11 protein-coding genes are annotated in these 18,560 nt (G+C 41.7%); 1 reads left to right on the top strand and 10 read right to left on the bottom strand.

The features are described from left to right. Positions 1–3 precede the first annotated feature (3 nt). The 6 genes from bgaA to miaA form a co-directional block, all read right to left on the bottom strand. On the bottom strand, positions 4–7,218 hold the full coding sequence (gene bgaA, locus JJN14_RS03655; RefSeq protein ID WP_201058945.1) for an LPXTG-anchored adhesin/beta-galactosidase BgaA: 7,215 nt from the start codon (positions 7,216–7,218) through the stop codon (positions 4–6). Between the two features lie 243 nt (positions 7,219–7,461). Further along, a complete protein-coding gene (locus JJN14_RS03650; RefSeq protein WP_201058944.1) occupies positions 7,462–8,217 on the bottom strand; it encodes an SDR family NAD(P)-dependent oxidoreductase in 756 nt (251 codons plus the stop codon). A gap of 20 nt (positions 8,218–8,237) precedes the next feature. Continuing rightward, positions 8,238–9,167 carry a ribonuclease Z gene (gene rnz, locus JJN14_RS03645; RefSeq protein WP_201058943.1) on the bottom strand — a complete coding sequence of 310 codons (930 nt, stop codon included), beginning with the start codon at positions 9,165–9,167 and terminating at the stop codon, positions 8,238–8,240. A gap of 14 nt (positions 9,168–9,181) precedes the next feature. Next, a complete protein-coding gene (locus tag JJN14_RS03640; RefSeq protein WP_201058942.1) occupies positions 9,182–9,805 on the bottom strand; it encodes a cystathionine beta-lyase in 624 nt (207 codons plus the stop codon). After that, positions 9,798–11,036: a GTPase HflX gene (hflX, locus tag JJN14_RS03635; protein ID WP_201058941.1), complete on the bottom strand. Its 1,239-nt coding sequence runs from the start codon at positions 11,034–11,036 to the stop codon at positions 9,798–9,800. Before hflX ends, JJN14_RS03640 begins: the two co-directional genes overlap by 8 nt. Beyond that, a complete protein-coding gene (gene miaA, locus JJN14_RS03630; RefSeq protein ID WP_201058940.1) occupies positions 11,029–11,913 on the bottom strand; it encodes a tRNA (adenosine(37)-N6)-dimethylallyltransferase MiaA in 885 nt (294 codons plus the stop codon). Before miaA ends, hflX begins: the two co-directional genes overlap by 8 nt. A gap of 120 nt (positions 11,914–12,033) precedes the next feature. On the opposite strand from miaA, the gene JJN14_RS03625 reads away from it, so the two are divergent. Further along, complete coding sequence (locus JJN14_RS03625) at positions 12,034–12,204, top strand: DUF3042 family protein (protein ID WP_001051780.1); 171 nt, start codon at positions 12,034–12,036, stop codon at positions 12,202–12,204. A gap of 50 nt (positions 12,205–12,254) precedes the next feature. On the opposite strand, the gene JJN14_RS03620 is transcribed toward JJN14_RS03625, so the two are convergent. The 4 genes from JJN14_RS03620 to JJN14_RS03600 form a co-directional block, all read right to left on the bottom strand. Further along, positions 12,255–13,094 (bottom strand): thymidylate synthase, encoded by an 840-nt coding sequence (locus tag JJN14_RS03620; protein WP_201058939.1) that lies wholly within the window; start codon positions 13,092–13,094, stop codon positions 12,255–12,257. Between the two features lie 97 nt (positions 13,095–13,191). Then, positions 13,192–14,151 carry an ROK family glucokinase gene (locus JJN14_RS03615; RefSeq protein WP_004256124.1) on the bottom strand — a complete coding sequence of 320 codons (960 nt, stop codon included), beginning with the start codon at positions 14,149–14,151 and terminating at the stop codon, positions 13,192–13,194. Positions 14,152–14,265: 114 nt separating this feature from the next. Next, the gene (locus JJN14_RS03610; protein WP_201058938.1) at positions 14,266–16,158 is read right to left on the bottom strand and encodes an Ltp family lipoprotein; all 1,893 of its coding nucleotides are present in this window, start codon (positions 16,156–16,158) and stop codon (positions 14,266–14,268) included. A 417-nt stretch (positions 16,159–16,575) separates the two neighbouring features. Further along, on the bottom strand, positions 16,576–18,408 hold the full coding sequence (locus JJN14_RS03600; protein WP_201058937.1) for an Ltp family lipoprotein: 1,833 nt from the start codon (positions 18,406–18,408) through the stop codon (positions 16,576–16,578). Positions 18,409–18,560 lie beyond the last annotated feature (152 nt).

Here is an 18,560-nt window from a genome sequence, read left to right as displayed (position 1 = left end):
TTTCTAGTCTTCTTTTTTACCTTTAGTGGCTACTAATCCTGCACTCAAACAGAGTAGAGCTAAACCTGCTGCTACTGTTGCTTGGCTTGCCGCATTACCTGTATTTGGTAACTGGGCTTTATTAGTTTGATTAGCTTCACTTGGAGCAATTGGTTTTGTTTCTGCTTTTTCTGACACTTGTGGTTTTGTATCTACCGGCTGTACTGGTTTAGTTGCTTCACCAGCCATACCGACTTCTACGATGCGATCCTGAGCCATAACTTTATCATAGCTATCCTTTTCAGTTCGCTTACCATTTTCAACCTCGATTAAGTGAACACGGACTCCTTGTCTTCCTTCTTGGAGGACTCGAGTTTGACCTACTGGAAGTTTATCGTTCTTTTGTTCCTGAACTTTGAAATCGATTGTTTCTTCTTCAATTACAAGTTCTGGTCTGTTAAGCACAAGATTCTTAACTTCGTCTTCTGGAAGAGAGGTGCCTGGTTTCGTTCCAACTTCTAGGATACGATCTTGAGCAACAACTTTATCATAAGTTTCTTTAAGTTGGCGTTTTCCGTTTTCCACTTCGATCAAGCGAACACGGACTCCTTGTTTTCCTTCTTGAAGAACACGGGTTTCACCTAGATACAACTTATCAGACTTACGTTCCTGAACCTTGAAATCAATGGTTTCTTCTTCGACCACAAGTTCTGGTCTGTTAAGCACAAGATTCTTCACTTCATCTTCTGGAAGGGCGGTGCCTGGTTTCGTTCCAACCAAGACGATGCGGTCTGTCGGTGCCTCTACCACTTCATGGAGTTTTTCTTCCTTACTTCCATCAGAATTAATTGCTGTAAAGATACGTTCCTTACCAACTTTTCCTTCTTGTTCTACACGAGTCTCACCTAGATAAAGTGTTGAATCTTTTTTCTCAACTGTCTTGTAGGCCAAATCGTTTTCAACAAATTCAAGTTTTGGAAGTTCTTCTTGTACAGCAGCAACTGTTTTCTCAGAAACTGGTTTTTCCTTGATCAACTGGATACGGTATTCCTTAACTTGTTTTCCACTTTCTGAAACGAGGCGAATAAGTACTGGAAGGCGGTCTTCTCCACTATCTACCACAGTTGAAGCTACTTGATTGTTTTCTTCAACTGCAACTTTTGGCCGTTTACCTTTATAGGTAATTTGATAGTCTTGACGATTTTCAGCGAAATCAGCAAGTTCTTTTCCATCTACAAGAATCTTTGATTGAGTGCTTTCTTGAGGCAATTCGCTTGGTGCAAGGAAAGTCATCTCAATCATCGCAACACCGCTCTTATCTGCTTTACGCTCCATACGCCATCTCATGGCTTTGGCTTTGACAGCTTTAAATGTTACGTTTATTTCATCACCAGCTTCAATGTCTTTATCCGCACGATAAGGAACAGCTTCCCAATTTTCTGGGTTGTTGAATGGATGTCCTGATTCGTAAGCTTGGTAGTTTGAATAGTAGGTTGGCACTTCAAAGTCTGGACCGACATAGCGCTCTAAAACAAGTTTAGAAGGCGCATCCGTACCACTATCTGCAAAGAAGTGAAGTTTGGCTTGCGCAACAGTCCGCTCTACAATCTTACCATTTTCACGGAAGATCACACCTGCTGATACTTCTGGATTAGAAGATGGCGTTTTAGACCAGTTTGTCCAACGACGATTTTCAGAGTGATCTCTATCATTGATATAGTCTACACGGTCATGAGAACTGTCGTCAATATCATTAGTTGCTGAAGCAAAGGCCTGGTTACTGTTTTCATCATAGTTAGGGTTATCTGAAAGAGCCTCACCAAGTTTGTCTGTCACTCGTACAGTGAACTCAGCATTAAGATTGCTACCAAGGACACGACCTCGAACAGTAAATTGACCTGCTTTTGTCAGATTTTCTGCTGGAACTTCTTCCCATTCAACTGTCATGTCTTTTGCTTCGTAACCGTCTTTACCTGTGAAGTAAACTGGAACCTTAGTTGGCAATTCAAGTGGTTGGCCTAGTTGCAACAAGCGAGCTTGTTTAACTGCAGCAACTGGTTTACGAGAAAGTAAGTCTTTATTCTTAGTGAAGTGCAGACGGTATTCTCCTAAGATGTCGCCATTTTCAGCTTTCGCGATAACACGAACTGGCTCACCTTCACGAACACTTGGAACAACAGTCGCTAGACCATTGTTGCTAACACTTGCTGTTACTGCAGGAATTTTTCCATCGACAGACTCAAGGTAGTAGTCAGTCAAATCAGGGTTAAAGGTTGCTAAGTCTTTACCGTCAACTTGGATTCTTGTTTGTCCTTGTTTGGCTGCCGCAACTTGTTTCGCAAAGATTTGTACTTCTGTGATAGAAGTTCCAAGTTTGTTGTCTGCCCTTACCATGCGAATACGAACAGCATAGGTTTCAACTTTATCAAAGCTAAAGTGGTTCATTTCTCCAGCCTTGAGTTGAGCTGGAGCTTTGAGATTGCTTACCTCTTTCCAGTTTGCAGGATCGTTAAAGACATGTTCTTCATTACCTACAAAGCTAGGGTTTTTAGGTGCTGTTGGAACAGTCTTACCAATATAATACTCAATCACATAAGACTTCGGTGCGCCAACTCCATGGTCTTCGTGGAATCCGACACTTAGATTATCAACGGAGCGTTTGCTCAAGATACCTGAATCTCCAAACAGAACACCGACTGAAGCTTCTGGATTACTACGATTCCAGTTTGTCCAACGATTGGCTGGTCGGTCATTAAAGGAAATCAATTTATCGTTGACATTTGAAACAGGGTCGGTTGGATTTGAATCTGAAGCAAAGGCAAGTGGCAATTCTGAACCGGTCCATTGGTCAGAAATGTTTGCACCTTGCTCAGTTTGAGCAGATACGCGAACATGAAGTTTAGTTGTTAATTGAGTACCTTCTAAGCGACCATTAACTGTAAAGACACCTTCCTTAGCGTATTGCTCTGGACGAATCGCATCCCATACAACCTTAGCTGATGAAACGTGACCATTTGAATCATATGTACGAACGCTTTCTGGTAATTGTGGTGCTTCTGCGATTGGAGTTGTCACACTAACTTCTTCAACTGAAACGATGCCTTCTACAGATACTTTAGCACGCGCTTCCAAGTCAATTCCTTCAACTTTACCTAACACTTCAAAGCTTTGATAGTGGTCTAGTTTTTCTTTCGGAATAGCTTGCCAAGTGACTTTGTGAGCTTTAGGGAAACCTTTGTCATACTCAACCGTTACTGTTGACGGAAGAGTAGGTTCTTGGTGTAAATCTGTCACTACATTTACAGGACGGATGGATTGCGCAATCTTCTTCTCAGTATTGGCTTGTATAGTGAGATTGATTTGACCTGTAGCACCCTCATATTCAGCTTTCAGAGTAAGTGCTCCTGGTTTATGCAACTCAAGCATTCCTTTTCGGACTGCAACTTCCCCTTCACCGCTTGTAGAGAAGCTCACCTTATCAGCTGGTAATACAGCTTGCGTTCCATCTTGATAGTGAGCTCGAACCGACAAGTTGACTATTTGGTCTTCTTTGAGACCGTCAGCTTGCTCAACTTGTAAGCTCAAGTGGTCAATTTTCGGTGCTTCTTCAAGGAATTGAATCGCATAGGTTTGAAGAGGGCCACCATCTTTAGGCTGAACAAAGATGCTCGCACGCATGCCGTTTGCTGCGCTTGCTTGAAGAACTGTAACATCAGCATTTTCAGCACTTGCTGTGACTTCTGGCAATTGGGCACCATAAGCAAGAGTGCGGTATTGCATTGGTTGTTGACTAGTAAGCCCTGTTACTGCCTCACCGCCAACAGTAACAGTTGGCACTACAGATGCTGCAGCTTTTCCTTCTTCTACCACAAGGGTTGCATGAATAGTTTCTCCAGCTAACTGACCAGTCATTTGAATACGTGATCCAGCTACTGAAAGTTTGGCTTTATCCGCTTCCGCAATCTCCCAACTATCTACTTCGTACTCTTGTACACTTCCATCGGTTACAAGTATTGACACATATTTATCTACAGTGTTCAAATCTGCTCCTGGAGCAACACGTTTAACTGTTGGTAATTCTTTCGCAATTGCTAGAACCTCGACACGAGCCTCTACCTCACGTCCATTTGCTGTACCTTTAGCAGTCACAACTCCTGCTTGACTAACATCGACTTGAGACCAAGTTACTGGAAGTTTTTCACGACTACCATCGCTGTATACAAAACCTACTGTTTTCGGCATTTTTGGATCTTTACCGATTAATGTACGAACTCTTGCTACTTCTGTCCCCAAAACAGTCTTCTCTTGTCCTTCTTTTTTACCAGTAAAGACAGTTACTTGACTAGATTTCAAGAGATCTGAATGGGCTGTCAGTGTGAATTTACCTGCTTGTTCAGTTGATTTGACAATGGCAACACCTTTACCATTAAATGCTTTACGAATCCAAGAACCATCTGCTTGCGCCTTATAGCGTTCACGGCTGGCTTGTTCCCCGTTATCGACACCGACAAGTTGGCCTTGTCCGTGCAATTGGAAGCGAACCAGATTATTGGCAGTTGGTACTACATTCCCTTGGCTGTCAACAATTTCATAGTAGATATATGTCAAGTCTTTTCCATCTGCTGCAATTGCATGGTCTTCCTTGATAAGACGAACAGCCGCTGGCTTACCAGCAGTCGTAATCTTGTCACGTGCAATTTCTTTACCAGCTTCATCACGAGCAATTGCTTCCAAGGTACCTGGTTGATAAGCAACTTTCCATTCAAGATAAAGTTCATTAGCATTAGCACCTTCTTGGTAAGTGCGTCCATCGCTAGTTTGTTTTTTGTTGAAAGTCTTCAGACCAAGAGATTTTCCATTCAAGAACAATTCTACACTTGCAGCATTAGAATAAGCACGTACAGGGATTTTATTTTCCGCGTCTGCTACATTGTCTATCAACTCTTTGTTTTCCCAGTTCCAGTGAGGAAGAAGGTGAACCATTGGTTTTTTCTTTGCAGAAACCCATTGACTTTGGTAAAGATAAAAGTCGTTTTTTGGAATACCTGCAGTATCTACGATACCAAAGTAAGAGCTTTTAACTGGCGTGTTGTTTTGGTTGTGCCATGGAGTTGGTTCACCGATATAGTCCGTACCTGTCCAAATGAATTGACCAGCATAGCCAGCATTGTCACGGTCAAATGTCCATGAAGCAGTTGCCGTTTTACCCCAACCAACACGGTCATTTCCATAATCTGACTGTTCATAGTTACGCCATGACTGATTACTTTGTACCCACTCACGCTCTGGGTGGAAGTAACTTCCTCTTGTACGCGTTGCTGAAGATGTTTCTGACCCATAAATCAACCAGTTTGGATGCTTAGCTCTAAGGGCTTTGTAATTATCTTCAGAGTAGTTAAATCCAACAGCATCGAGTTCATCAGCAATTTTTTCATGCCCACCACTACCATTACCGAAACGGAACTTATCTGCTCCCATGGTAACGTAACGAGTCTTATCAACATCCTTGATAACTTTGACTAGACGTTTAACAGTCGCTAGAGAATGGGGATCCCCATTTGCTTCACCGATTTCATTTCCGATTGACCACATAAAAACAGCAGGATTATTTTTGTCTCTCTCTACCATAGTACGTAGATCGTAGTCAGACCATTTTTCACCTTTTTTAGCCTCAGGATGGGTAGCATCTTTTTCAAAGAAACGACCATAATCGTATGGTTTCTTACCGCCATACCAAGTATCAAAAGCTTCTTCCTGAACCAACAAACCAAGTTCAGCTGCAATCTGTAAGGTCTGAGGACTTGCTGGGTTGTGAGTCGTACGAATCGAATTCACTCCCATTTCCTTCATCTGTTTCAGTCTACGATACTCAGCCTTGTAGTTTTCTTCTGCTCCAAGCGCTCCGTGGTCATGGTGCAAGGAAACTCCATGGAATTTAATGCGTTCACCATTCAAAGAGAAGCCCTCATTTGGAGTCCAGTTATAATATCGGTAACCAAACAGATCTTTCTTAGCATCAACTAATTGACCGTCCCGGTAAACACGTGTAACTAATTCATACAAGGCCGGTTTGTCATTTAAAACGGTCCAGAGTTTTGGTCTTTCAACTTCTAAAATCGCATCAAGACTAGTTACTTCATGTGCTTTCAAGGTACGGCTCTCTGTACGTACTAGATCTGTCACAGCCTGACCACCACGTTCAACGATTTGATATTCTGCTACAAGTTGATGGTCTTTGTCGTCCGTATTGACAATTTTGCTGGTCACATGAGTTTCAACCTTGCCGTGTTGCTGTTGTTCTAGTTTTGGCGTTAAGATGGTTGTCCCATTTTTCTCAACATGAACTTTATCTGTCACTTGTAAAGTCACATCACGGTAAATACCGCTACCTGAATACCAACGGCTGCTTGGTTGTTTGTTGACTGCATGAACAGCAATTACATTCTCACGTCCATCTTTGTTCAAATAGTTAGTGATATCATATGAAAATTGGTTATAACCATTTGGATAATGACCCACTAACTGACCATTGACATAAACTTGGGAATCCATGTAGACGCCATCAAAAGTAAGGCGAACATTTTTCTTGAGGTCTTTTTCATCTAGTTTGAAAGTCTTGCGATACCAAGCTTCCCCACCGTTAAGCTGTCCACCTTCATTTTGTGCAGGAGATTCATGATCAAAATCGTTAAAGATACTCCAGTCATGCGGTAAATCTAATTTTTTCCACGTAGATACATCTGCATCCGGTTTAATGGCTTCTTTAGAATTCGCATTGAGTTTAAAGTGCCAATTTTGGTTAAAATTCACTTTTCTGTCTTCAATCATTTGATTGACTTCTTCATTTGTCACAGCTTTAACATCTTCCTTGAGCGGTTTTTCTTGACTTGAAGCTTGTGATTCTATCTTTGGAGCTTTTTCCTCTTTTGGAGTTACTGCTTTATCTTCTTTCTTCTCAGATGAAATAGACTCAGTGGCACTAGATTGTTTTTGTGCTGTACTTTCGACTACATTTTTAGTTTCCAAAGCTTGATCAACCTTTTCTTCTACTATAGGATTTTCCTCATTAGGTTTCTCAGCAGTACGAGTAATAGGTGTTTCATCCGCATTAACTACAGATTCTCCAGCTATATTTCCTGCGAATAGAACTGCACAAGTTCCAATCATTACTGAGCAAGCTCCTACAGCAAATTTACGAATGCTATAGACTCTTTTACGATTCCAATGGCTTTTTTCCATAAAATCCTCCTTTTAGTAATCGCTTTCATTTTTATGTAAGCGATTACTTTTAATAGTCTTTTACCCTTATTTTATTAAATAATATAGGAATTTTCAATACTCTAGCATATAAAATAATATTTTTGATTGTTTTTTCTAAAATTTGTAGAAGAATTAAAAATCTGAATGTTGTTTCAAAAGAAAAAATACTTACTAACATCTAAATCTTGAGCACCAAAAAAGTCCCTTTAAAAGGAACTTCTTCTATTTATAATTAAAGATTCCCCCTGCCAACTTATCAGCTAGCTTGGGAAAGAAGGTGTAAAACTTATGGGCTAGGTTCAACAAAACTGGGAGATTGAGTTCTCGTTTATTTTTTCCTATAATCTTGACAATCTTTTTAGCCACTGCATCTGGTTCCAGCAGGAAGCGTTCAACCGACTTGAGATAGCTTCCATCTGGGTCGGCTTGGTCGAAAAATCCTGTACGGATTGGTCCTGGATTGACAGTCGTTACGTAAATACCATAAGGCATCAGTTCGAGGCGTAAGGCATTTGAAAAACCAATAGCCGCAAACTTGGTAGCTGAGTACAGACTGGACTTGCCAGTAGCGATCAAACCTGCCATGCTAACAATATTGATGATATGGCCTTTTCGACTTTCCTTCATTCTTGCCGCAAGGCGACGAGATAGATTCATCAGGGCAAAAGTATTGACCTCGAACATCTGGTGAATATCTTGGTCAGAAATCTGGTCAAATTCCTCCAAAATCCCATAACCAGCGTTATTAATCAAGACATCAATCTTGCCATAGCGGAGATAGAGGTCTGCTAGCAGAGTTTCTAGGGCTGAGTCATCGGTAATATCGATTTCAACCAATTCTGCTTGTAGATGGTTTCCATAGAGTTGGGCTAATTTTTCCTTATTTCTACCAAGCAAGATGAGTTGGTCATCTGGCAGGAGTTTAACCATTTCTTTGGCTAGACCCCCGCTAGCTCCGGTAATAAGAATCGTACGCATACTTATCCTTTCTCAATCTTTTAGATTTCCACTTCTTCCAAGTCTTTGACCACATGCACATTTTCAAAAATTGTAGCCGCATCTTTCTTGAGTTTGCTGATATCTTTTGAGAGGAAACGAGCACTGATATGGTTGAGCAAGAGGCGTTTGGCTCCTGCTTCTACCGCTACTTGTGCAGCTTGCATGTTAGTAGAGTGGCCATGGTTACGAGCAATTTTTTCATCACCCTTGCCATAAGTCGATTCATGGACTAGGACATCGGCATTGACAGCCAGACGCACACTAGCATTGGTTTTTCTCGTATCGCCTAGAATGGTAATAATCTTACCAGGACGTGGCGCTGAGATATAGTCTGCTGCTTTGATTTCAGTACCGTCTTCTAAAACAACATCGTGACCGTTCTTGATTTTTCCAAAAAGTGGGCCAAATGGGACACCAGCAGCCTTGAGTTTTTCAGCATCTAGCGTTCCTTCTAGGTCCTTTTGCATGACACGATAACCAACGCAGAAAATAGTGTGGTCCAGCTCCTCTGCATACACAGTGAATTTATCGGTCTCAAGGATTTTTCCTAGAGAATCTTGGTCAAACTCATGAAAATGAATGCGGTAGGGCAAACGAGAACCTGACACACGAAGACTGGTTAAGACAAAGGACTTGATCCCTTGCGGTCCATAGATTTCCAAATCTGTCTGCTCTTCATTGGCTTGAAAGGCACGGCTAGAAAGGAATCCTGGCAGGCCAAAGATATGGTCTCCATGCAAGTGAGTGATAAAGATTTTGCTGACCTTACGTGGTCGAATTGTGGTTTCCAGAATGCGATTTTGCGTTCCTTCTCCACAGTCAAAGAGCCAAACTTCGTTAATCTCGTCCAAGAGTTTCAGGGCGAGACTTGAAACGTTGCGGGCTTTAGAGGGCTGACCAGCCCCCGTTCCTAAAAATTGAATATCCATTCGATACTTTCTAATTAATCAATATATAACATGGCTGTGCGGTTTTCCGATCGGAAATAGCGCTTGCCAGAAAAAGCAGTAACTTCTTGCAGTAAATCCTCTTGGCTGTAACCTTTGAGACGTTTACGACCATCAGCCAAGCTTTCCAAATCCGTCAAAGTTGTAAGACTCTCTACACTAACAACTTCCTCGTCCCCTACAGCCTTCATGTAAATCTTTCCAGACTTCTCAAAGACTAGCTGATGGGGGAAAATTTGCGCAATCTCAAAAAGCAAGTCTTCTGAAATAATCTCTTTATTTTCAGAGAAAATTCGACCCAGACCCTCACTCTCATAGCAAAAACCAAAGGATTTACCAGATAGGTTAAGACGAATAAAAGGCTTGTTTTCGAGAGTGAAACTTGGCTCCGCATTGTAGAAATTCAGTTCCTGACTGAGTTCTGAAAAATAATCCGTCGCAGCCTCAGGACTCTTTTTCTGGTAGAGTTCTGCAAAGTAAGCATTAACTACGCTGGGCGGAGGGGTGATAATAGCCAACTGCTCCTGCTCTGTCTTTTCAGCTAGAAGCTGATCCAGATAGACCTTGTCCAGACTTGTATAGCCCCCATATTTTAGAGCCAACGCTTTAATATCAGTCATAAAATTCCTCTAACCTCCATTTATTTTTCTCGGAAATGTAGCCTGTAATAACTTCTCCATCATCTTGGTAGTCACGATCTTCCAGAATCGCAACACTTTCTAAATCATGAATCTTGTAGGACTTAGAAAAAGGCACGCGCAAGGTAAATCTCTCAAAAATATCCTTGATTTTCTCTAAAAATAAAGCCTGCAAGTTCTCACGACTATCCTCAGACTTGGCAGAAATGAGTGCATAAGGCGTTTGGGTAGGCGTGAAATCCTCTACCAAATCCGCTTTATTATAAAGGGTCAGGCGAGGAATGTCCTCCATATCCAAATCTTTCATAATAGACAGAACTGTTTTTTCATGCTCTTCGTGGTAAGGGTTGCTGGCATCGATAACATGCACTAGAAGATCAACATGCTTGCTTTCTTCCAAGGTTGACTTGAAGCTGGACACCAACTCGGTCGGCAAATCCTGGATAAAGCCAACGGTATCAGTCAAAGTTACTTGGAGATTGCCTCCCAGATGGATACTCTTAGTCGTCGCATCCAGAGTCGCAAAGAGCTCATCTGCTTCATACTGGGTCTTACTGGTCAAGGTGTTCATAATGGTTGACTTCCCAGCATTGGTATAACCAATCAAACCAATCTTAAAGGTGCTAGACTCCAGACGTTTTTCTCTGACAGTCGCCCGATTTTTCTCAACCACCTTGAGCTGACGCTCGATATCCGTGATTTGATTGCGAACGCTACGACGGTTCAGTTCCAGCTGGCTTTCACCAGGTCCACGGGAACCAATTCCCCCTGCCTGACGACTGAGCATAATTCCCTGACCAACCAAACGAGGCAAGAGGTATTTGAGCTGGGCTAGGTGGACTTGGAGCTTCCCTTCATGGCTTCGAGCTCGCATGGCAAAGATATCCAAAATCAACTGCATACGGTCAATAACCTTGACACCGAGAACTTCTTCTAGATTGACATTTTGCCGTGGAGTCAAGCGGTTGTTGACAATGACAGTGGTAATTTCTTCTGCATCCACCATGAGCGCAATTTCTTCTAACTTTCCAGAGCCAACAAAGGTCTTGGAATCATATTTTTCACGTTTTTGTCTGTAACTATCTACAACGACTGCCCCAGCCGTTTTCGCTAAACTGGCCAATTCTTCCATGGAGAGGTCAAAATTGTCCATGCCCTGCAATTCCACACCAATCAGCAGGACTCGCTCCTCTTTTTTCTCCGTTTCAATCATCTAAAAACTCCTCTATCTGGCTTAAAATGCGGTCTTGCACACCAGCTTCTCCAATCTGATAAAAGGTCACCTGCATGCGATTACGGAACCAGGTCAACTGACGCTTAGCAAAACGACGAGTCGCTTGTTTGAGACTCTCACTGACTTCTTCCAAGGATTGCTCTCCACGGAAATAAGGAAAGAGTTCCTTGTAACCAATTCCTTTAGCCGCTTGTACATTAGGGTAATGTTCAAAGAGCCACTTGGCTTCATCCAAAAGCCCAGCCTCAAACATTAGATCCACGCGGCGGTTAATGCGCTCGTAAAGTTGACTGCGCTCATCATCCAAGCAGATAATCAACGGTTCATATAGACTCTCTTGATTTTCCAAATCCTGACCAAAATGGGCAATTTCCAAGGCACGCATAGCACGACGACGATTAAACTGGGGAATCTCAAGGCCAGCTTGCTCCACCAGATGCGCTAATTCCTCATCTGTATAGGGCTCCAAACTAGCCCGATAGGCCAAAATCTCCTCATGAGGTGTCTCCCCACCTAAATGGTAGCCTTCTAATAAGCTCTGGATATACAGTCCAGTCCCACCAGCAATAATAGCTAGCTTGCCACGACTGTGAATATCCTCAATAGCCATCTTAGCTTCTGAAACAAAATCAAAAGCCGAGTAAGACTCGGTTACCTCTCTAACATCGATTAAATGATGAGGAACAGCTGCCTGCTCTTCTGGACTAGCCTTAGCCGTCCCTATATCCAGACCTCGATAGACTTGCTGGCTATCTCCACTAACCACTTCGCCATTAAAACGCTTTGCAACTTCGATGGCAAGGGCTGTTTTTCCAACTGCAGTCGGTCCAACAATCACAATTATTTTTGTTTTCATCTTTTTTCCTTGAAAAATTCCCATTTTTTCGTTACTATTATTATAACACAAAAAGGTCAGTCAGAAAAATGTGACCTCTTGAAGGGGCTGGCTGATTAAGAAGATAAAGGAGGAAGACTCATGGCTAAAGGATTCGCTAAAGGTCTTGTAACAGGTGTCGCAGGAACTGTCGCTGCAGTTGCAGGTGCAGTATACGCATTTAAAAAGAAAGTGATCGAACCAGAAGAGCAAAAAGCAGCTTTCATCGAAGAAAACCGTAAAAAAGCAGCTCGTCGCCGCGTATCACGTTAAGAAACAAAAGAAGTTGGGATTTATTGTCTCAACTTCTTTTTTCTATTCTTTTAAATAGCTAGGTCAAACTTCAACTGTGGCTTGACAGGGTCATAATCCACCAACTCAAAGTCCTCTGCTTTAATATCAAAAAAATTGGTCTTATCTGGCACATTCAAGACCAAACGTGGTTGGCAGTTTGATGGCTCACGACGGAGCAATTCCTGAGCTTGTTCAAATTGATTGTCATAGATATGGAGATTGTTGATGAAGTAGAAGAACTTCCCAACCTTCCAGCCGAAATGCTTGGCAATCATCATTTGAAGAGCCACGTACTGCATAGCATTGATGTGGTGGGCCACCAACATGTCATTCGAACGCTGGGTCAAGGTCGCATCCAGATAGATTTCTCCATCTACACGGCGGACATCAAACATGGTCTGAAAGGCGCATGGGAGTAGTCCTTCTGTTTCTTCGAAAGCTTGGTAATCCCAGAGCGAAATGATATTGCGACGGTTCCAAGGGTTGACTTCCAACTGCTTGAGAAGCTTATTGATAATGTCGTGTTTCTTAACAACAGCACCATAGCGCTCACCAATGGTTCCCGTATTTCCCACTTCCCAGTCATTCCAGTAGTGAACATTGTACTTGCTATTCAGCACTTCTAGGCTATTAGACTGGTCTTGGTAGATCCAGAGAACTTCTTTGATAGCTGATTTGATTGCAATGGGACGCAAGGTTGTAATGGGGAATTCCCCTTTTGCTAAGTCATACTCTGCAAAGGCACCCGTTACGTACTTAGAGTTGGCAACTGTCCCATCCTTGTACTTGGGACGTGCTTGCTCTGAGAAAACACCTTCCTTTAGAATGCGTTCAATATTCTCTTTAAAAATCGTATCTGCTTTTGTCATTTACTCTCACCTCATTTATTTCCTAACTAGTATAGCATAAAAAAAGAAAGGAGGAAAATCACTCGCTTCTGGAAAGCAATTTTCTCCTTTTTCTATTTTATTGCAATACAAGTGATGCTGCTCCGATAACTCCAGCGTCATTTCCTAGAGTTGCAAGAGCCAATTTAGTTGTTGTGCGTACTTGTGGGAAGGTATTTTCGTCGTAAACTTTTTGAACACCTTGTAGAAGGAATTCTCCTGCAGCTGATACACCACCACCGATGACGATGGTTGATGGGTTTAGGATTGATCCGATGTTAGCACAAGCGATTCCCAAGTAACGTGAGAAGTTACGGTAAACAATCAAAGCAAGGTCGTCTCCTTCTTTTGCGAGATCAAAGACAGTCTTAGCGGTTACTTCTTCTCCATTATCAATCAAGCGTTTCAAGGCTGCATCACCTTCGTATTCATCAGCATAACGACGAGTCAAGTTGACAATCCCTGTTGCTGAAGCAACTGTCTCAAGACAGCCTTTCTTACCGCAAGTACATGCGATTGGTTGGTCAAAGTCAACAGTGATGTGGCCAAGCTCCCCTGCTGCACCAGCAACACCATGAAGCAATTTTCCTTCTGCGACGATACCGCCACCAACACCTGTACCAAGTGTCATAAAGACAACATCTGGTTGGTTATCACCAGCCCCCATCCAACGCTCACCAAGAGCAGCTACGTTGGCATCATTATCGATGAAGAATGGAATGCCCAAGGCTTTTTCAATTTTTTCTTTAATTGGTTGAAGAGTTTTCCAGTTGAGGTTGTAGGCACCGATAACAGTCCCTTTTTCACGGTCAACCACACCTGGTGATCCCATCCCAATTCCTTGGAAGTCCGCTGCTGCCAATCCAAGCAAGTCCAAACGATGCTGAATAGACTCAATCATATCATCTACAATGTGGCTTCCTTCATCCAAAATATTTGTCTTGATAGACCATTTTTCTTGGATTTCTCCCTCTTGAGTTAAAATTGCAAATTTGATAGAAGTTCCACCAAGGTCAATCCCAATAATCTTTTGACTCATCATATTCTCCTTTTTCATTGTGTAGTAATTGAAAATGCTTACAGATATAGTATAACAAAATCGTTAGATTTGTGCAAAGCTTTGCATGAAAAAGTTACATCTAATAATTAATAACTATTTATCCCCTAGTTTTTGAATTGCATAGTTTGCTTCTTCTTTTGTAAATTTTCCAATCCAAGAAGAAGTTAGCCTCTCATAAATTTCTGTCTTTGAGAGATTGTTATATTTTCGGTATTCTCTTGCTGTAATTAAGGCATTTGCTTTGTAATCTGCATTCAAGTGATCGATGGCATACTGCGCTGCTGAACTTGAAAAACCATACCACGTTAATGAGTCATAGAGAGCTTTTTTTGACTTATGAAAAACCGAATTATAGCTTTTCGCTATATTTAAAGCAGCATTGTACTGCTTCCCATCTAGTTTTGGTTGCCGCACACCATCGTATCCTACATAGTGACGGCCACCATCTACCCATTTATCCCTAGCCATTTTACCATCTGATTCAACATAATAACGGCCACCATCTACCCATTTGCCCCTTACCATTTTGCCTTCAGAATCAACATAGTAACGGCCACCATCTACCCATTCATTCTTGGCCATCTTTCCATCTGATTTGAAATAATAATTTCCTACCCATTTATTGCGAGCTTGGCTGCCTTCTGATGGTAGATTAAGTTTTTGAATGGCATAGTCGGCTTCTTCTTTGGTAAATTTTCTAAAATAAGGAGAAGTTAGCCTCTCATAAATTTCTGTCTTTGAGAGATTGTTATATTTTCGGTATTCTCTTGCTGTAATTAAGGCATTTGCTTTGTAATCTGCATTCAAGTGATCGATGGCATACTGCGCTGCTGAACTTGAAAAACCATACCACGTTAATGAGTCATAGAGAGCTTTTTTTGACTTATGAAAAACCGAATTATAGCTTTTCGCTATATTTAAAGCAGCATTGTACTGCTTCCCATCTAGTTTTGGTTGCCGCACACCATCGTATCCTACATAGTGACGGCCACCATCTACCCATTTATCCCTAGCCATTTTACCATCTGATTCAACATAATAACGGCCACCATCTACCCATTCATTCTTGGCCATCTTTCCATCTGATTTGAGGTAATAATTTCCTACCCATTTATTGCGAGCAGAGCTTCCTTCTGCTGTTAGATAATAATAGGATCCATAGTTTTTATCATAAATCCAGTCACTTTTAACCTTTTTTCCATCAGAATCAACATAATAACGACCACCATCTACCCATTCATTTTTAGCTCTCTTCCCATCTGATTTGAGGTAGTAATTTCCTACCCAGCCAGACTGAACTTTAGATTGTGATTTATCCTGTTTAGGAGTTGTCTCTTTAGCTTTTTCAGTCGGTTTTGGTGCCGGCTTTGGCGTGGGCTTTGGTGTGGGTTTTGGTGCCGGTTTTGGCGCAGGTTTTGGTGCTGGCTTCGGCGCGGGTTTTGGTGCTGGCTTCGGCGCGGGTTTTGGTGCCGGCTTCGGCGCAGGTTTTGGTGCCGGCTTCGGCGCAGGTTTTGGTGCTGGCTTCGGCGTAGGTTTTGATGCTGGCTTCAGCGCAGGTTTTGGTGCCGGCTTAAGCGCAGGTTTTGATACTGGCTTCGGCGCGGGTTTTGATACTGGCTTCGGCGCAGGTTTTGGTGCCGGCTTCGGCGCAGGTTTTGGTGCGGGTTTTGGTGCCGGCTTCGGCGCGGGTTTTGGTGCGGGTTTTGGTGCCGGCTTCGGCGCGGGTTTTGGTGCTGGCTTCGGAGCGGGTTTTGGTGCCGGCTTAGGCGCAGATTTTGGTGCCGGCTTAGGCGCGGGTTTTGGTGCCGGCTTAGGCGCGGTTTTTTTATTCTCTTTTACAATCTTACCATTTTTAGACGCATCCTTTTCTTGAGCAGATACTTTCTGAGGCGAGAAAGGCAACACCCCCATTGTATCTGAAAGAGAAACAAGTGCAAAAGTAGTTGCTGCTAAACTTGTAACCAAAATTTTTTTTGATTTTCTCATAAAAATCTCCTTTTCTTATGATTTACACTTATAGTATATCATATCCTTAATCTTTTTTACATTAAAATAATAACTATACAAGCACTAATCTGAAGCTGAGCGAGTAGAAATTGAAGCTTATTTAAACGTAGGACTCAAACCGGCTGAGTTTGCTCATAGACTGGGGAGAAACCAACGGGACATAGCATAGATGCCTTTGTTCACACCTATAAACTCCAACCCCTTTTTGAAATTGGAAAATCCATTCTGTTCTGGGTGGACAGACAATCAGAGAACCTTCTATTTTGAACTTGGCTATAGTCCGCAAAAAAGCTGTTTGAGCTCACTCAAACAGCTTGAAAGATACTCTCTTAATCAGAGGAACAACTTTGTTGTACTTGACTTGTCAATTGGTGTTAAAATAGTTATTCTAAATAATTAGTCACCCAAATGTTGAATTGCATAGTTTGCTTCTTCTTTGGTAAATTTTTTTAAATAATAAGGAGAAGTTAGCCTCTCATAAATTTCTGTCTTTGATAAATGGAGAATCTTTCGGTATTCTCTTGCTGTAGCTAATGCATTCGCCTTATAGTCTGCTTGCAAATGATTGATAGCATATTGTGCAGCGTCACTATTAAAACCTTTATAAATTAACATCTCATAAATTCCTTTTTTTGACAAATGAATCCTATTATAACCTTGTGCTTCCTTTAAAGCTGCTGAGTATGGATTCCCGTCTGCTGGTTTTGGTTGCCAGACACCGTCGTATCCTACATAGTAACGGCCACCATCTACCCATTTGCCCCAAACCATTTCACCATCTGATTTAACATAGTAACGACCGCCATCTACCCATTCATTCTTGGCCATCTTACCGTCTGATTTAAGATAGTAATTTCCTATCCATTTGTTGCGAGCATAGGTGCCTTCTGATGTTAGATAATAATATGAACCATAGTTTTTATCATAAATCCAGTCACTTTTAACTATTTTTCCGTCAGAATCAACATAATAATTACCACCATCTACCCACTCATTTTTGGCCATCTTACCGTTTGAGTTTAGATAGTAATTACCTACCCATTTGTTACGTGCGTAGCTTCCTTCTCCTGTTAGATAATAATATGAACCGTAGTTTTTGTCATAAATCCATTCATTCTTGGCCATCTTTCCATCTGATTTGAGATAATAATTCCCTACCCAAGTATTACGAGCGTAGCTACCTTCTCCTGTTAAATAATAGTATGACCCATAGTTATTGTCATAAAACCATTCATTTTTAGCTCTTTTCCCGTCTGATTTTAGATAGTAATTACCTACCCATGCGTTTCGAGCGTAGCTACCTTCTGCGGTTAGATAATAATATGAGCCATAGTTTTTATCATAAATCCATTCACTCTTAGCCATTTTACCATCTGATTTAAGATAGTAATTGCCTACCCAAGTGTTACGAGCTGAACTTCCTTCTGATGTTAGATAAAAATATGAACTCGATTTCTTATCATAAACCCATTCGTTCTTAGCTCTCTTACCATCTGATTTAAGGTAGTAATTTCCTACCCAGGTGTTACGAGCATAGCTACCTTCTGCTGTTAAATAATAATGTGCAGAGTATTTCTTATCATAAATCCATTCGTTCTTAGCTCTCTTACCATCAGATTTTAGATAGTAATTACCGACCCAGGCATTTTGGACATAATTTCCCGATGCATTTAAATAGAAGTAGGCGTTAACCTTTTTATTAAAAATCCACTTATTAGTAACTTTAGCACCATTTTCATAGTACGAAGACCCTACCCAGCCAGACTGAGCTTTAGATTTTGATTTATCCTGTTTAGGAGTTGTTTCTTTAGCTTTTTCAATCGGTTTTGGTGCCGGCTTCGGCGCGGGTTTTGGTGCTGGCTTCGGCGCAGGTTTTGGCGCGGGTTTTGGTGCCGGTTTTGGTGCCGGTTTCGGCGCGGGTTTTGGTGCTGGCTTCGGCGCAGGTTTTGATGCTGGCTTCGGCGCAGGTTTTGGTGCCGGCTTCGGCGCAGGTTTTGATGCTGGCTTCGGCGCAGGTTTTGGTGCGGGTTTTGGTGCCGGCTTCGGCGCAGGTTTTGGTGCGGGTTTTGTATTCTCTTTTACAATTTTACCATTTTTAGACGCATCCTTTTCTTGAGCAGATACTTTCTGAGATGAGAAAGGCAACATCCCCATTGTATCTGAAAGAGAAACAAGTGCAAAAGTAGTTGCTGCTAAACTTGTAACCAAAATTTTTTTTGATCTTCTCATAAAAATCTCCTTTTCTTATGATTTACACTTATAGTATACCATATCCTTAATCTTTTTTTATATTAAAATAACAACTATTTATGAAAGCCCTATTTTAAAATGAAGTGCAACACAAAAGACATGTTCATCTGATATTACCTATTATCCTATTT

It is taken from the genome of Streptococcus mitis, from assembly GCF_016658865.1.
Lineage (GTDB): Bacteria > Bacillota > Bacilli > Lactobacillales > Streptococcaceae > Streptococcus > Streptococcus mitis_BT.
The sequence above is the reverse complement of the archived record's forward strand: the minus strand, read 5'-3'. Positions and strand labels throughout refer to the sequence as shown.